The sequence below is a fragment of the Flavobacterium sp. GNP002 genome (assembly GCF_054343795.1).
Genome location: NZ_JBTGUW010000001.1, coordinates 666,074 through 681,311, shown reverse-complemented (window position 1 = coordinate 681,311; position 15,238 = coordinate 666,074). Strand labels below are relative to the sequence as shown.

Annotated in this window: 11 protein-coding genes and 1 tRNA gene; 8 read left to right on the top strand and 4 right to left on the bottom strand. The window is 34.0% G+C overall.

Annotated elements, in window-relative coordinates:
• Positions 1-5: 5 nt before the first annotated feature.
• The 7 genes from ACXX80_RS03090 to ACXX80_RS03060 all read left to right on the top strand — a co-directional run bounded on the left by ACXX80_RS03090 (position 6) and on the right by ACXX80_RS03060 (position 8,601).
• Positions 6-2,540 carry a heavy metal translocating P-type ATPase gene (locus ACXX80_RS03090; RefSeq protein ID WP_458551948.1) on the top strand — a complete coding sequence of 845 codons (2,535 nt, stop codon included), beginning with the start codon at positions 6-8 and terminating at the stop codon, positions 2,538-2,540.
• Positions 2,541-2,548: 8 nt separating this feature from the next.
• A complete protein-coding gene (locus ACXX80_RS03085) occupies positions 2,549-5,194 on the top strand; it encodes a multicopper oxidase domain-containing protein (RefSeq protein WP_458551947.1) in 2,646 nt (881 codons plus the stop codon).
• A gap of 743 nt (positions 5,195-5,937) precedes the next feature.
• A complete protein-coding gene (locus ACXX80_RS03080; RefSeq protein ID WP_458551945.1) occupies positions 5,938-6,441 on the top strand; it encodes a CAP domain-containing protein in 504 nt (167 codons plus the stop codon).
• Positions 6,442-6,956: 515 nt separating this feature from the next.
• Positions 6,957-7,091: a hypothetical protein gene (locus tag ACXX80_RS03075; protein ID WP_458551944.1), complete on the top strand. Its 135-nt coding sequence runs from the start codon at positions 6,957-6,959 to the stop codon at positions 7,089-7,091.
• Positions 7,092-7,536: 445 nt separating this feature from the next.
• A tRNA-Glu gene (locus tag ACXX80_RS03070) sits at positions 7,537-7,608 on the top strand.
• 430 nt (positions 7,609-8,038) lie between these two features.
• Entirely contained in the window at positions 8,039-8,167 is a 129-nt protein-coding gene (locus ACXX80_RS03065) for a hypothetical protein (protein ID WP_458551943.1), read from the top strand.
• A 56-nt stretch (positions 8,168-8,223) separates the two neighbouring features.
• On the top strand, positions 8,224-8,601 hold the full coding sequence (locus ACXX80_RS03060) for a hypothetical protein (protein WP_458551942.1): 378 nt from the start codon (positions 8,224-8,226) through the stop codon (positions 8,599-8,601).
• A gap of 233 nt (positions 8,602-8,834) precedes the next feature.
• Here the strand turns inward: ACXX80_RS03060 and ACXX80_RS03055 are convergent, their stop codons facing one another.
• From ACXX80_RS03055 to ACXX80_RS03040, 4 genes are all read right to left on the bottom strand, one after another.
• On the bottom strand, positions 8,835-11,021 hold the full coding sequence (locus tag ACXX80_RS03055) for a T9SS type B sorting domain-containing protein (RefSeq protein WP_458551940.1): 2,187 nt from the start codon (positions 11,019-11,021) through the stop codon (positions 8,835-8,837).
• 268 nt (positions 11,022-11,289) lie between these two features.
• Entirely contained in the window at positions 11,290-12,012 is a 723-nt protein-coding gene (locus ACXX80_RS03050) for a hypothetical protein (RefSeq protein WP_458551939.1), read from the bottom strand.
• A gap of 61 nt (positions 12,013-12,073) precedes the next feature.
• Positions 12,074-12,334, bottom strand: a complete 261-nt coding sequence (locus tag ACXX80_RS03045) for a hypothetical protein (protein WP_458551938.1) — start codon at positions 12,332-12,334, stop codon at positions 12,074-12,076.
• 436 nt (positions 12,335-12,770) lie between these two features.
• The gene (locus ACXX80_RS03040) at positions 12,771-13,199 is read right to left on the bottom strand and encodes a hypothetical protein (RefSeq protein WP_458551937.1); all 429 of its coding nucleotides are present in this window, start codon (positions 13,197-13,199) and stop codon (positions 12,771-12,773) included.
• Between the two features lie 493 nt (positions 13,200-13,692).
• Here ACXX80_RS03040 and ACXX80_RS03035 point away from each other — a divergent pair, with 493 nt between their 5' ends.
• Positions 13,693-15,018, top strand: coding sequence for a trigger factor (locus tag ACXX80_RS03035; RefSeq protein WP_099714372.1), 1,326 nt, complete (start codon positions 13,693-13,695; stop codon positions 15,016-15,018).
• Positions 15,019-15,238 lie beyond the last annotated feature (220 nt).

Genomic DNA, 15,238 nt, shown 5'->3' with positions numbered 1-15,238 from the left:
ACATTATGAAACATACCTATACTATTACCGGGATGTCTTGCGACGGTTGTCGTTCTAAAGTGGAAAAAGCATTAAACGCTATCGATGGGATTCAAGCGACACTTACTTTGGATCCGCCAATAGCAACAATAACAATGGATAAACACATCCCGACTACTCAATTACAAGAGGCTTTAACTACAGCCGGAAACTATACGATAGAAATGAATAAAGCGGTTGATTCTCATGGAACTGCCGAAAAGCCAATCGAGAAATCCTGTTGCAGTTCGAATAAACCACAAGAGAAACCAACAATAATTTTACCCGCTACTGCACAAGGCAAATATTATTGTCCGATGCATTGTGAAGGTGAAAAAGTTTATGATAAACCAGGAAGTTGCCCGGTGTGTGGAATGAATCTGGAAAAAGTTCCAGAATTGAGTTTGGCAAAAACACTGTACACTTGTCCCATGCATCCCGAAGTAATCAAAGACGGTCCCTGTTCGTGTCCCATTTGCGGAATGGATTTAGTACCAATGGAACCCAACGATTCTGAAGAAAATAAGGTGTATAATGACTTAGTGCGCAAAATGAAAATAGCGGTAGTGTGTACGGTTCCTATTTTTATTATTGCGATGTCAGATATGATTCCGAATAATCCATTAATGAAAATGATGGATGCAGAAAAATGGAATTGGGTGCAATTGCTACTTTCACTTCCAGTTGTTTTTTATGCGTGTTGGATGTTTTTTGAGCGCGCTTGGAAATCCATAGTTACTTGGAATCTAAATATGTTTACCCTTATCGGAATTGGTTCTGGTGTTGCTTTTCTGTTTAGTTTGGTTGGATTATTTTTCCCCGCCATTTTCCCGGATGAATTTAAAACGCATAACGGAGCAGTTCATCTTTATTTTGAAGCAACAACGGTGATATTAACCTTGGTTTTATTGGGACAGTTACTCGAAGCCAGAGCGCACAGCCAAACGAGTGGAGCGATAAAAGAGTTGTTGAAATTAGCACCAACAGAAGCCACTTTGGTAATCGACGGAGCTGATAAAGTAATCTCCATTCATGATATCAAAAAAGGAGATTTATTGCGTGTAAAACCGGGAGATAAAATTCCTGTGGATGGAAAAATTACTGATGGTGAAAGCACTATTGATGAATCGATGATTACAGGTGAACCTATTCCTGTTGATAAAAAAATAGGCGACAGCATTAGTTCCGGAACCATCAACGGCAATAAATCCTTTGTTATGATTGCCGAAAAAGTTGGTTCGGAAACCTTGCTTTCGCAAATTATACAAATGGTCAATACTGCCAGCCGTTCTAAAGCACCAATCCAAAAATTAGCGGATAGAATTGCTAAATATTTTGTACCAATTGTAGTCTTTGTTTCGGTAATTACGTTTTTTGTTTGGGAACAATTTGGTCCAGTACCTGCAATGGTTTATGGATTTATCAATGCAATTGCCGTATTGATTATTGCTTGTCCGTGCGCTTTGGGATTGGCCACACCTATGTCAGTCATGGTTGGTGTTGGGAAAGGAGCACAATCTGGAGTTTTGATAAAAAACGCCGAAGCATTGGAAAACATGAACAAAGTAAATGTTCTGATTACCGATAAAACAGGAACCATCACCGAAGGAAAACCTTCTGTAGAGAAAATATTCGCTACTAATAATGACGAGGATTCTTTATTGCAAAGTATTGCTTCGTTAAATCAGTACAGCGAACATCCTTTGGCGCAAGCCGTAGTTAATTTTGCGAAAGCGAAAAACGTTTCATTAATTGAAGTCAAGGATTTTGAAGCCATTTCCGGAAAAGGAGTCACAGGCACAGTAACCAATAAAAAAGTGGCGCTCGGAAATAAAAAATTGATGGAGCAAGTGAATGCCAAGGTTTCGGAGGAATTAGAAAATCAAATTATAGCCGAGCAAAAACTCGGAAAAACGGTTTCTTATATTTCAGTTGACGGAATCGCGGTAGGGTTTGTGTCGATTACAGACGCTATAAAAGCAACTAGTGTTGAAGCCATAAAAGAACTGATGAGTCAAGGTGTTGAGGTGATCATGTTAACAGGCGATAACGAAAATACGGCAAAAGCAGTGGCGACACAATTGAATTTGAGTTCGTTTAAGGCGAGTTGTTTGCCAGAAGATAAACTCAAAGAAATTAAAAGATTACAAGCCGAAGGAAAAATTGTAGCCATGGCAGGCGACGGAATCAATGATGCTCCGGCTTTGGCGCAAGCTGATATAGGAATTGCGATGGGAACCGGAACGGATGTGGCTATTGAAAGTGCGAAAATAACGTTGGTAAAAGGCGATTTACAAGGAATAGTAAAAGCCAAAAACTTAAGTCATGCGGTGATGCGTAATATTAAGCAAAATTTATTCTTTGCCTTTTTCTATAATGTATTGGGAATTCCAATTGCAGCGGGCGTTTTGTATCCGTTTTTTGGCATTTTGCTTTCGCCAATGATTGCGGCTTTGGCAATGAGTTTCAGTTCTGTTTCTGTAATTGCAAATGCATTAAGACTAAGAAGTTTAAAATTTTAAATAAAAACATGAAAAGTACCATATTATTAATCGTATTCCTGACTCTTATTTCACCTTTTGCAAAAGCGGAAAATGTAAATAAAAAAATTGTTTCAAAAAAAATAGAAATTCTTCAGGTACAGCCTACTACATATACATGCCCAATGCATCCTGAAATTCATGCCGCTAAACCGGGAAAATGTCCCAAATGTGGCATGGATTTGATCAAAGAGAAAGCAAAAACGGTAAAAAAATCTGTGTCAAAAAAGCAAGTGCCAAAAGCAGTTGTAAAAAAAGCTGTGCCTGTAAAAGCAACCGTTATTGAAACTAAAACAATAAGTGATAATTTACATCAAAATCATACCAATGTTCCTGCAAAAAATGCTAAAGTTATAGAAGAGCCGGTAAAAAAGATTGTTAAAAATGTTCCTTCGAGAACCGTGCGTTACGATTTATATGTTCGGGATACGATTGTAACTTTTGGTGATAAACCAAAAAGAGCGATTGCCGTAAACGGACAAATCCCAATGCCAACACTTACGTTTACCCAAGGCGATATTGCCGAGATTTATGTGCATAACGAATTAAATGAAGATACTTCGTTGCACTGGCACGGATTGTTTTTGCCCAATAAAGAAGACGGTGTACCTTACTTGACACAAATGCCAATCAAACCGGGTACAACACATAAATATACCTTTCCAATTATTCAGAACGGAACGCACTGGTACCACAGTCATACGGGTTTGCAGGAGCAAATTGGGATGTACGGTTCTTTTGTCATGAATAAAAGAAACGAAGACCCAACCTTTAGGGAAGGAATTGATGATTTACCGACAGTTCCAATTATTCTCAGCGAATGGACAGATATGAAACCGGAAAACGTGCATCGGATGTTACACAATGCCACGGACTGGTTTGCGATTCAAAAAGGAACCACGCAAAGTTATTCTGAAGCTATAAAAGCCGGGCATTTTAAGACTAAAGTCACCAATGAATGGAAGCGAATGAACGCTATGGACGTCAGTGACGTGTATTACAATAAATTTCTGATCAACGGGAAAAATGAAAGCCAACTTTCGCAATTCAAGGCGGGTGATAAAGTGCGTTTAAGAATTTCTAATGGTGGTGCATCAACGTATTTTTGGTTGAATTATGCCGGCGGAAAAATCACGGTGGTGGCTAGTGATGGAAATGATGTGGAGCCTGTTGAAGTCGATCGATTAATAGTTGCTGTTTCTGAAACGTATGATGTTGTTGTTACGATTCCAGCAGATAAAACGGCGTATGAGTTTTTAGTCACTTCGGAAGACCGAACCAAATCGGCTTCGTTGTATTTAGGAGATGGAATCAAGCAATTGATTTCGCCTATGCCTAAATTAAAGTATTTTGAAGGGATGAAAATGATGAACAGCATGATGAAAATGAATGGAGATTTAGACGATATGGGCATGAAAATGTCGCTGAATCAAATGGACATGAATGTGGTGATGTATCCAGAAATTACGGGGCCTTTAAGCGATAAGGGAGAAGCTCAAAACGAAGTTCAAATAGATCATTCCTCGCACGACATGGGGAAAATGAAAATGGATGATTCTTCTCCAAAAATGGACAACATGAAAATGACCGAAGCCGATTATAACAGCAACGAACTTTCAGAAATCACGACTTTGAATTATGCGATGCTGAAATCACCCACTACAACAACATTACCCAAAGACGCACCGGTAAAAGAATTACGTTTTGAATTATCCGGAAATATGAATCGTTATGTTTGGAGTCTTGACAATAAAGTAGTTTCGGAAGCCGATAAAATTCTAATTAAAAAAGGCGAGAACGTCCGAATTGTGCTCTTCAACGGTTCGATGATGCGTCACCCGATGCATTTACACGGACACGATTTTAGAGTGCTGAACGGTCAAGAAGAGTACGCGCCGCTGAAAAATATCATCGACATCATGCCGATGGAAACCGATACAATTGAGTTTAATGCTAATGTGAAAGGCGATTGGTTTTTTCATTGTCACATTCTCTATCACATGATGGCGGGAATGGGTCGCGTTTTTAGTTATGAAAATCAAGAGCCAAATCCTTTGATTCCAAATCCAAAATTAGCGCAACGCAAATTATTTGCTGATGACAGAGCTTTTCATGTGATGGCCGAAAATGATTTTGCCACCAATGGAAATGACGGAATGTTGATGATTCAAAACACTCGTTGGAGTATTGGTACGGAATGGAGTTTGGGCTACACCAATCATCACGGTTATGAAACCGAAACACATATCGGACGTTACATTGGAAAAATGCAATGGCTGATGCCGTTCATTGGTTTTGACTGGAGGTATCGAAAAATGGAAATGGGAGAAACGGAAGAGAATCTTTTTGGTCAAGCCAATACCAAAGACAATCGTGCTGTTTTCAGTGCCGGAGTCGAATATATGTTGCCAATGCTCATAAAAGCACAAGCCGAAGTGTATACCGACGGGAATTTTAGATTGCAATTTGAACGTATGGATATTCCGGTTTCCAAAAGATTACGCATGAATTTAATGTGGAATACAGACAATGAATACATGGCGGGATTACGGTACATTGTTAAGAGAAATTTTGGGATTACCACGCATTACGACAGTGATATGGGAATGGGTTTTGGATTGAGTTTGAATTATTAAAAACGGAATACTATAAGTTGGGTGTAGTTAATAAAAATTTCATATAATCTTAAATAAAAAAATTGAACCACATAGAAACATAGAAAAAAATGAGTCGCATAGTCCAATTATTGGGTTCACATAGCTATGGTTTTCTCTAAAAAAGTGAAACGCTTTTCAAAATTGTAAAATCTATGTTTTTATGCGGTTAAAAAATTAAACAAACTGAATTAGACACTAAAGGTAGAATACTTTGTTTTTGTGATTTTGAGGAAAATATAGTGTTATGTTACAACTTTCAGAAATCTGGATTTATCCTGTAAAATCATTAGGTGTAATTAAATTGCAAAGCAGGAGGGAAGTGTTAGTGTTGGCGATGTTGTGGTTATATTGAAAAAGAAAGTTGTTTAAATTTAAGAGTGGTAAAGGGCATTAAGGAAATTAAGATTTAAAGCTGTGGAGCTACTGTTTATGTAAAAATATAAAAAAAGCCATGATTTGTTCATGGCTTTTTTTTGTGCTTTACTGTTTTGGAAGGGATTGTATACTGTCTTTAGAGTTGCAATATATTTTAAGATAACTCACTTTTTTGCAGTTAACTGTTTTCTAATCAAAGGAGTATAATGGCTCGTTTGAATATAGATAAGTGCATTTCGTCGATTTTTTTTACTTTTTGTCGGTATTGATAATAGCTTTGTTAAACAATTAGGAAACAATAGCAATCATTTTGGGATGCAATTTTCTCGAAAAAAAATCTAAATATTATGAACTTCTATTTTCTACGTACCGTTTTATTCATCACAGTAATTTTTACGATGAATTCTTGCTCATCTGATTCCGCTGAAACTCAAACAGTGGAGACCACAACTCAAAAGATACTTAGTTATAATTACACTACATCTGAGATTGAAACAATGAAATTGATAAATGGATACAGAACCAGTATTGGATTAAATGTTTTGGGAAAAATAGATTTTATCTCATTAAAATCAGACGAACATAACAATTACATGATCGCTAATAATGTTGTTAGTCATGATGGTTTTACATCTCGTTCGGAAGAAATAAAGAAAGTATTAGCGGCCAAAATGGTAGGTGAGAATATAGCTTATAATTACAGTACAGCTCAATCTGCTTTAAATGCATGGTTAGCAAGTCCTGGACATAAAGAAAATATTGAAGGTAATTTTACTCATTTTGGTATTGCAATAAAGGAAAATCCTGCTACTGGTAAAAAGTATTACACAAATATTTTTGTTAGAATATAATTTAGTTTTGAGTAAAAAGAAGCTGTCTTCCCCCCGAAAGACAGTCTCTTTTTTGTTTGGTTTAAATAATTTAATTGACCTACAATCCATATTCGTTTTTTAATATAAAACGTTTCTTTATTAAAAAAAAAATAGCTTAATCCTGTAAAAAAAAGGCATTGTTTGATATAATTGTAAGGAATCAAATTAATCTTTTTTATGTTGTTCTGTGTGATTTTGATTTCCGTTAATTGTATGATCTCCCACGTTCATACCGTTTGACATACCAATCATAAAGGCGGTAATGATTAGCATGATTTTTCTTTTTGCCCAAAGAATCGGGCGTTTAGGTTGCTCTAAACGTGCTTTGTTGTTGTGTTTATACATTTTGTAAATGATAAATGATTAGACATTTGGTATCATCTTTATGCATTGAATTGCATAAATGCATAGAAAAAATTTCTAGGCTGTGTATAAACTTTTATAGGAGTTTCGGGAAATAATCATCTCGTTTATGAAGATGTGTTGCATTGTAAATGAACTTACTTTTTGATAAAGCAGTGTCTGTAATTGTAGAAGAACCGGAATTTGAAGACTGTAACTATCTTGAAATTGGAGATAAGCTAACTGAAATTGGAATGAAGTTTTTTCAACCGAATTTATCGGATTGAACATGTATAATTTCGAACGCTTACTGTTTAACTCTCTTCTTAGAATTACGCTAGAGAATTGGTAATATTCAACCGAATTGGATTGAGAATCTAAAGTACCATCATTCGCCATCAAGCCAAAAGCCAGAAAGAGAGAAAGGAGATATTTTAAATACTTTGTCAATTTATTTAGTTTTAATTATTATTTCAAAAGTACAAAAGTAACGTTGAATTAATGGCTATTTTTTATTATTTGCGTTCACAATCGGCACCTTGTCATTAGTTTTTAGATTTGTTCTTTGAAAAATCAGCTTGTTTAAAAAACAATCGTATTATTCGTAGGTGCTAGCTATGAATTGATTACAATTTGCGAATTCAATAAAGACCGTTTTTATTGAAAGGTTTTTGAGTTTGGCTTTGCGCATCTCAAAAATAGTACTATTTTTGCACCCGAAACAATGAAAATGGCCCGTTCGTCTATCGGTTAGGACGCATGGTTTTCATCCATGTAAGAGCGGTTCGATTCCGCTACGGGCTACAACTCATAAACACAAGCTAAAAAAGCCTCGAAAATTATTTTTCGAGGCTTTTTTTAGTGCCAGTTTTGGCTATTCTTTTTTTAATTATATGAAATAAGAGCATACTTCCTCTATAAGAAATGTAGGTTAGTATCAAGAAATCATTTTTAGGCTACTCAGGATTGCAAGACTTTGTACCAAATCCTATCTGCCGGTAACACTTTACACTCACGTTATTATTTGATCATTATTATGGTCGCAAAGAGACGATTGCATCGCTTGTTTGTTGGGAACGTGTGAATTATACAATTATTGCTAAAAATTGTATTACATTTTTGCCAATGTATAGGGTTATTTTTGCTTCTTAGTATCAAATTATTTGAATCATCATTTAAAATTATTTACACGAATAATCCCTTAGCACCAAAGAAAATAACCTGAATTATAGGGTTGATTTGCGGTATACTTGGAATTATTGGACATTTCATAGATGTTCAGGTTTTAACAGAACATAATTATACACTATTGCTTGTTGGTTTCTTTGTTTTGGTAGTAGGAGCAACTGTAAAAGGAGTTTAAATAATTAGAAATTATGCTAGGATGAGAATTAAGTATTAATATAAAAATATATAATAATGTCAGAGAAAAACAAAAAACAATTTGGTGTTTGGATGGATTTACATCATGCAACTATTGTAGGAAGAGAAAATGTAGATTCAGGTGAGTTCGTAATATTAGGTCACGAAAAAGTTGACGGACAAGGTCGTAATTCAAGCGAAAACGCAGCAAACAATGCTGAAAGAGATTTACTTCATAAACTATTCAAAAACATTACGGCTCATATGCAAAATGTTGATGAATTGCATGTGACAGGAACGGGTACTGCTCAAGAACAATTTATTAAATATTTGAATGAGACTCCACAGTATAAAAATGTTGAGACTAAAGAAAGTACTTCTAATAAAATGGATGATGAACGTTTAATTGAATATGTGGCTGCACAGTTCAACTAATCGCTTTAAGAAAAAACTATTTTTTATTGGTTAAATGAAATGCCTCCAAAAAAGTCAAAAGCTATTTGGAGGCATTTTTATGGAGAGAAAAGTTAGAGACGTTTGCTTAGCTTAAATGATAAATTTATTATTTGAATGAACGTTTTGCGTAGCTTGTTTCCTCAATACGTCGTGTTTAAGAGCAAAACGAGTTTTTTAAATTAAATTAAGGATATAATTAGTATTTATATATACTATCTTTTTAATGAAAAATGACCCATTTTATTGGTTCCATTCTCAAAAATTATTTGAAACCAATAGTCTGTAGACGGTAAAGGTTTTTCATTTAAACTTCCATCCCAGCCTTCATTATAACCCAAACTTTTTAAAAGTTTTCCATATCGATCATAAATGTAAATACTATAATTTTGATTAGTTATTTCAGTAATTTTCCAGATATCATTTATACCGTCATTATTTGGAGTAAAAAACTTCGGTATATTATACATTAAAGAATCCCCATTGTTTTCTATATCACAATCTACACCAACATCAGAAACATTTAGATTTATTTTTGTTTTTAAAGTGCAAAGAGTACTGATATCAGTAATCTTTAGTGTTATTTCTTCATAACCTTTAGTAGTATTTTTATACGATTCATTTATTAGAGCACTTATATCTTTTCCAGTGCTATCAAAATATGAAAACTTATAAAGTGTAGTGTCGTCAACTAGAAGAGAACTTATTTTTGATAGATTAAATACTGCATATCCACTTCCAGTAGGCTCACATGCATATAAATCTGGAATTTTATTTAAAGTAAAAGAAGGTGTAGTTTGTAATTCAATCTGCGTATCCTTATAGCAATTTGGGTTGTTTTTATTTCCTACACGAATATAGATGGTTTCAGAAAAAGGATCTTTATTAGAATAATTTTCAGGCAAAGGAGATGGAAGATTATTACCTAATTTGTTTTTGTAAGAGAAAATAAAGTCATCTGGATTTTCAACTAGATCTTTCTCTAATGATGACATATCAAAACCAGAAGAAAGACCATTTCCTAAATCAGCGCAAGATGTCAAAATTGGTATAGCATTTAATTCAGGTTTTTTTATTTGAGTGTAATCATATGTATTAAAAAGGTAAACAGATCCAGCATAACCTATGTAATTTTGTTCATTAGCATCCAAAGCGTCCCAGAAAGCCCCTACAAACAAATTCTCTCCGTGCAAGGAAAGGGAGCCGCCAAAATAATCGCTGTTATGCCTTATTTTTGGTTGAATAATTTGAGTTTCTTTCCAATTGTCATTGTTGTCTTTTTGAAACATATAGACTCGACCATAAACTTTTGATAAATTCCCATTGGAGTCGTATTCGTATTCAGTTCCACTAATGGCTATTTTATTTTGATAAATTTCCATTCTGGAACCAAAATCGAAATGATTAATTGAACCATCTGATGCCCTGATTTTTTGATGTCCTGCCCAATCACCATTTGAATTTTTCTTAAAAATATAAACCGACCCCAGAGATGTTAGAGGGCCTCCTCCGTCTCCACTTAAGTTGGAATCGTAATCATCCTCGCGGCTAGCCGAAATAGTAATGATATCTTCATTAATTTTAACAACTCCACCAAATCTGTCTTGTAATCCTCTGTAATCGTAGGTAATTAATTTTTTAATCTCACTCCAGGTGTTAGAATTTGCATTTTTTTCAAAAACATAAGCTGCTCCAGCCCAATTAATCCCTTCGTTTTCTGCACCAATTACAATAGTATTTCCGGAAATAGCTACAGAACCACCAAAGTTGTCTCTCTGCCCTCTATCACTTGCCACAATTTTTTGAGTTAATGACCAAACGCCGGCACTATCTCTATAATAAATATATGCAGCACCTGCATTCTCAGAGAAATTCATTAAGGAACGATCAGTACTATTATAGGAAGCACCAACAACCATTTGGTCACCTGACAGCGCAATTTTTATACCAAAATTATCCCATAAAACATCTTCAGGTTTAGCTATTTTTTGAGTAAATACATACAAGTCATTAGCATCCCTTTCGTAAATATAGATAGCATTTCCTCCTCTCGGCGTAAGCGGATCACAACCATAAACCGCAAGCGTTTTACCTTCCATTACAACTAAAGCGCCAAAACCACAGTACCCTTCGCTTTCTGAAAGTTTTAATTCTTGATAAATAGACCATCCATCACAATCTTGTTTTGCTATATAAACTTTGCCAGCATTTTCTATGCTTCCGATATTTTCTTGATCAACACCGAATGCTGCATAACCATCATAGGTAGAAATTGAGGAACCAAAGGCATTATCAATGGATCTAATGGGAGCAACAATTTTAAAATTTTGTTTCCATTGTTGTGAGTGAAGCGTTACTACACTAAACAATATAAGCAGTGTAAAAAAGTTTTTTAGTTTCATTATTATTTTTAAGCGAAAGCTAAATTAAAATATTTTTTTTAGGACGAGACACTGCTCTCGTTTATGAACACGATTTGCAAAATCGCGCTATCCTTTTTTCATAGCCCTTATGTTAATGTGGGCGCAAAGTCAGAGACATTTGCACAGCGTATACGAAAAATTGATGCTTTGAATGAACACTTTGCTGAGCTGGGTATTTTTCTAATTTTGGAGATACCGCTACTTTATTGAATCTTGAAATTGTGGACAAAATTAAAGATAATAAAGTTTAAGGTTGAGAATCTGTCGAAAGATTTTCAACCTTTATTGTATCATTTATAATGAATCGATAAATTAGATAAAACGAAGTGAAATGCAATATTCTATCAAAGGTGTTCAAAACTACATCTTCAATAAAATAAGTTCCAATAGCGGCAAAAATATCGTTAAAAATTAAAGCAAATGCACCAAAAAAGTAATAATACGCTTTTTTGTTTCCAAATTTCCCCAGATATAAAACTGCTGTAACTCCAAGAAATACAGCTACTATTGCATTAAAAATCAAAATGATGTTAAGAAAATTATCATCAATAATAGACATTAAAACATATAAGATTGCTACTAAAAACACACAATTTATGACTAATATAAAAAGTGAAAATCCTTTTGGTATCGTGTAAAGTTTTTTAGTTTTGATTGAATTGTAGCCTAAATTTATTAGTGCTGAATAACAAAAGAAGGATGCCACTAATGCAGTTCTGTACAGCGGTATTGAATCTTCCCACAACAAAAGTAATATCTCATTTAGATAAAAGAAAAAAACGTATAAATAATAATTTAGAGTAAGTTTCTGAAAATTACTCAATACGGCATAAATTATAAAAGTTGGGATTATAAAAGGTTTAATATAAATTATATGTGCCGGATTATAAAAAACTCCAGCACAAAAATAGACTATTAATAGAGTAATAGGTATAAATATTAATGATCTTCTAGTGTTGATTGTGTACATAGATGTTAAGTTTGACGACATTGTTGAAAGCGTTTCTCCCCGCTGATGTCCACAATTTTTTCTATTTAGTTTGTTTTAATTCTACTTTTCGGTTGTCAATAAATAATCTACAGCTTACAGAAAAGAAACCTGAAATATTTGTTTTAATATTCAGCTTTTCTCCTTCCTTGTTAATTAGATTACCGGTCATATTACTGGGTGTAATAAAACTTAATTGTTCATCTTGCAATTCATTATTTACATAAAGTTTTTCACCACTAAACCAATTATTAGTTACTTTAATTTCGGTTTCTTCGTATTTTGCAATCCATTCACTTTTCATTGTTTCCTGTTTTTTAGATTAATGTTCTTTCCTGCTTTTGTTTAAGTCACGAGCGGGGCAACAATTTTAAAATTTTGTTTCCATTGTTGTGAGTAAAGCGTAAATACACTAAACAATACAAGCAGTGTAAAAAAGTTTTTTAGTTTCATGATTATTTTTAAGCGAAAGCTAAATTAGAATATTTTTTTTAGGACGAGACACTGCTCTCGTTTATAGACACGATTTGCAAAATCGCGTCATCCTTTTTTATAATTCTTATATAAATGTAGATGCAAAGCCAGAGACGTTTGTTTAGCGTATATGATAAATTGATTATTTGAAAGAATACTTTGTGGAGCTGGTGTTACAAGCCAGTACCAATTTTTTTGGTAAGCACTATAGTAGCATGGTTTTTATACAATGTGAGCCTCTAAAATTATTCAGGTACAAATATTCTCTAATTAAATTTATATCGGATTCCACCAAATCCGTTAACGAACATATCTTCATAATCTACTTCATACATTAGTTGTAATTCAATATGAAAAGAGAAATTATTCAAATTTTCAAATGGAGTAAATTGAACACCAACAGGAACTACAATTCCGTTTAAGTTATTTACAACGATTCCACCTCCAACATAAGTGCGAAATTTTTCTTTTCTTAAAAAATTATAATTAAGAACTGCTTCTGCAGTTGTATTTGCTAATGATGTGCCTGAATAAATACGTAATTCTGTCCATAATTTTTCATTAAAATCGTATCCGACACCAATTTTTGTATTGGTTGAATTTCCAAAATAGGAAACGCTTACTTGTGCTTGCGTCTCATTGAAAGAAAAAAGAAGAGAAAAAATGAAAATTGCTTTTAATATAATTTTAGTCATTGTTAAAATTTAAGTTATTAATAGAATTAAAATTGATTAATGAGTTTTTTATCTTGGGGCTAACTTTTTTGTTCCCGACAAATTTGCGATAATACGTTCAATTTTGGTTGGCTTTGCGCTGCTTTGTTTCGTTTTATCTGTTTTCAAATATATAAATAAATTATTACAAATTATTAAAGCAACTTCATATTGTCATATACCACAAATTCGCGTGAAGGATGGCAGTGGAGCTCTTTTATGGGCTGCCTTTTTCTGGGCAGGCGATAAAAAGCGGGAACGAACAGCCTGACCCAAAGTTGCTAGGAGGAACGACGAAGCAATCTGCAGGGACACGCCCAAATTATTTTCCTTTTTCGGCCTGTGATTTTGTCAAATAACTGCCTAAAATTCAATCCCGTCCCGAAGCTTCGGGATCGTGAATAAAAAGCTTGTTTGGGTTGCAAAAATTTTATAATTTTGCAACCCAATTTTATTATGTAAATTAAAGAAGAAGATGGATATCAAAAGAGTAGCAATAGACGCTGTGAATGAAACAATTGTAATGACTGTTGTTCACATGGATTACAAAGGACAAGTTGCAAAAAGAATAAACGAAAAAATGCCTTTGGCAACTGTTAAAGGATTTAGAAAAGGAGCGGTGCCTAAAGATCTTGTTGAAAAACAATACGGTAAAGCAATAAAGCAAGAAGAAGTTCAGAAAGTTGTTGATTTAGCTCTTGAGCGTTTCGTACAATCTGAAAGATTAAACCTTCTTGGAACGCCACTTCCTAAAGTAAACGAAGATTTTTCTTGGGATGCTGAAGAATTGGTTTTTGAATATGAAATTGGATTGGTTCCAAACTTCACTTTAGACTTAGATGCTAAAAACGACATCGTGAAATATGTGGTTACTGCTGACGATAAATTAATCGACGGTCAAGTGGAAAGAATCCAAAAACAATTTGGAACTGCAATTCCTCAAGAAGTTGTTGCTGCAGATTCAGATGTAACTGGAACATTCACTAACGAAGAAAAAGGAATTAATAACGCTACCACTATTGCTGCTGATCTTTTCAAAGACAAAGCAACTTTTGACCTGTTCATAGGTAAAAAAGTAGGTGATGTAGTGACTGTAAATACTAAAGGTTTATTTGAAGACGACCACCAATTGATGGACGTGATGAAAGTAAGTCATGATGACGTTCACGGTTTAGATGTTGATGTAAACTTCACAATCGAAGCAATCAACACTGCTGAATTAGCAGAATTGAACCAAGAATTGTTTGATAAATTGTTTGGAGCTGGAACTGTTTCTTCACTAGAAGAATTGAAAGCAAAAATCAAAGAAGATGCTGAAAATCAATTTGCACAACAAGCTGACCAAAAATTATTAGGTGATGTAACTGAGTTTTTAATCGAAAGCACAAAATTTGATTTACCAGCTGAATTCCTTAAAAAATGGTTGCAAACTGTTGGTGAGAAAAAATTATCTCCTGAGGAAGCTGAAGTAGAATATGCACGTTCTGAAAAAGGATTGCGTTTTCAATTGATCGAAGGTAGAGCAATGGCTCAATCGGACATCAAAATCACTTTTGAAGATTTGAAAACATTCACTACAAAAAATATCCGTCAACAAATGGCGCAATTCGGGCAAACAAATCCTACTGACGAAGAAGTTCAAGGAATTGTAGCTAGAGTTTTGTCTAACCAAGACGAAGTGAAAAGACTTTCTGACCAAGTTGTTGCTGAGAAATTATTGGAATTGTTCAAAGAAAAAGCAAATCCAACAACTAAAGAAGTTACTTACGAAGAATTTATTGCTGCTTCTTACGGAGAATAAATCCTAGTCTTAAAGTCAAATGTCATAAAGTCAAAAGTTGAAAAAACGGAAAACAATTTCGTTAGTTGTTTCAAATTTTATGATTTGATTACAGATTGTAAACAATAAAAAATAGTTATATTTGAGCGTCAGAAAAAATATTTTTTGGCGCTCTTTTGTTTGAATTAATTTCAGGAGCCAATCCAGCTGTACGTTTCAAGTTTTTTCTTCCGTTTCTGTT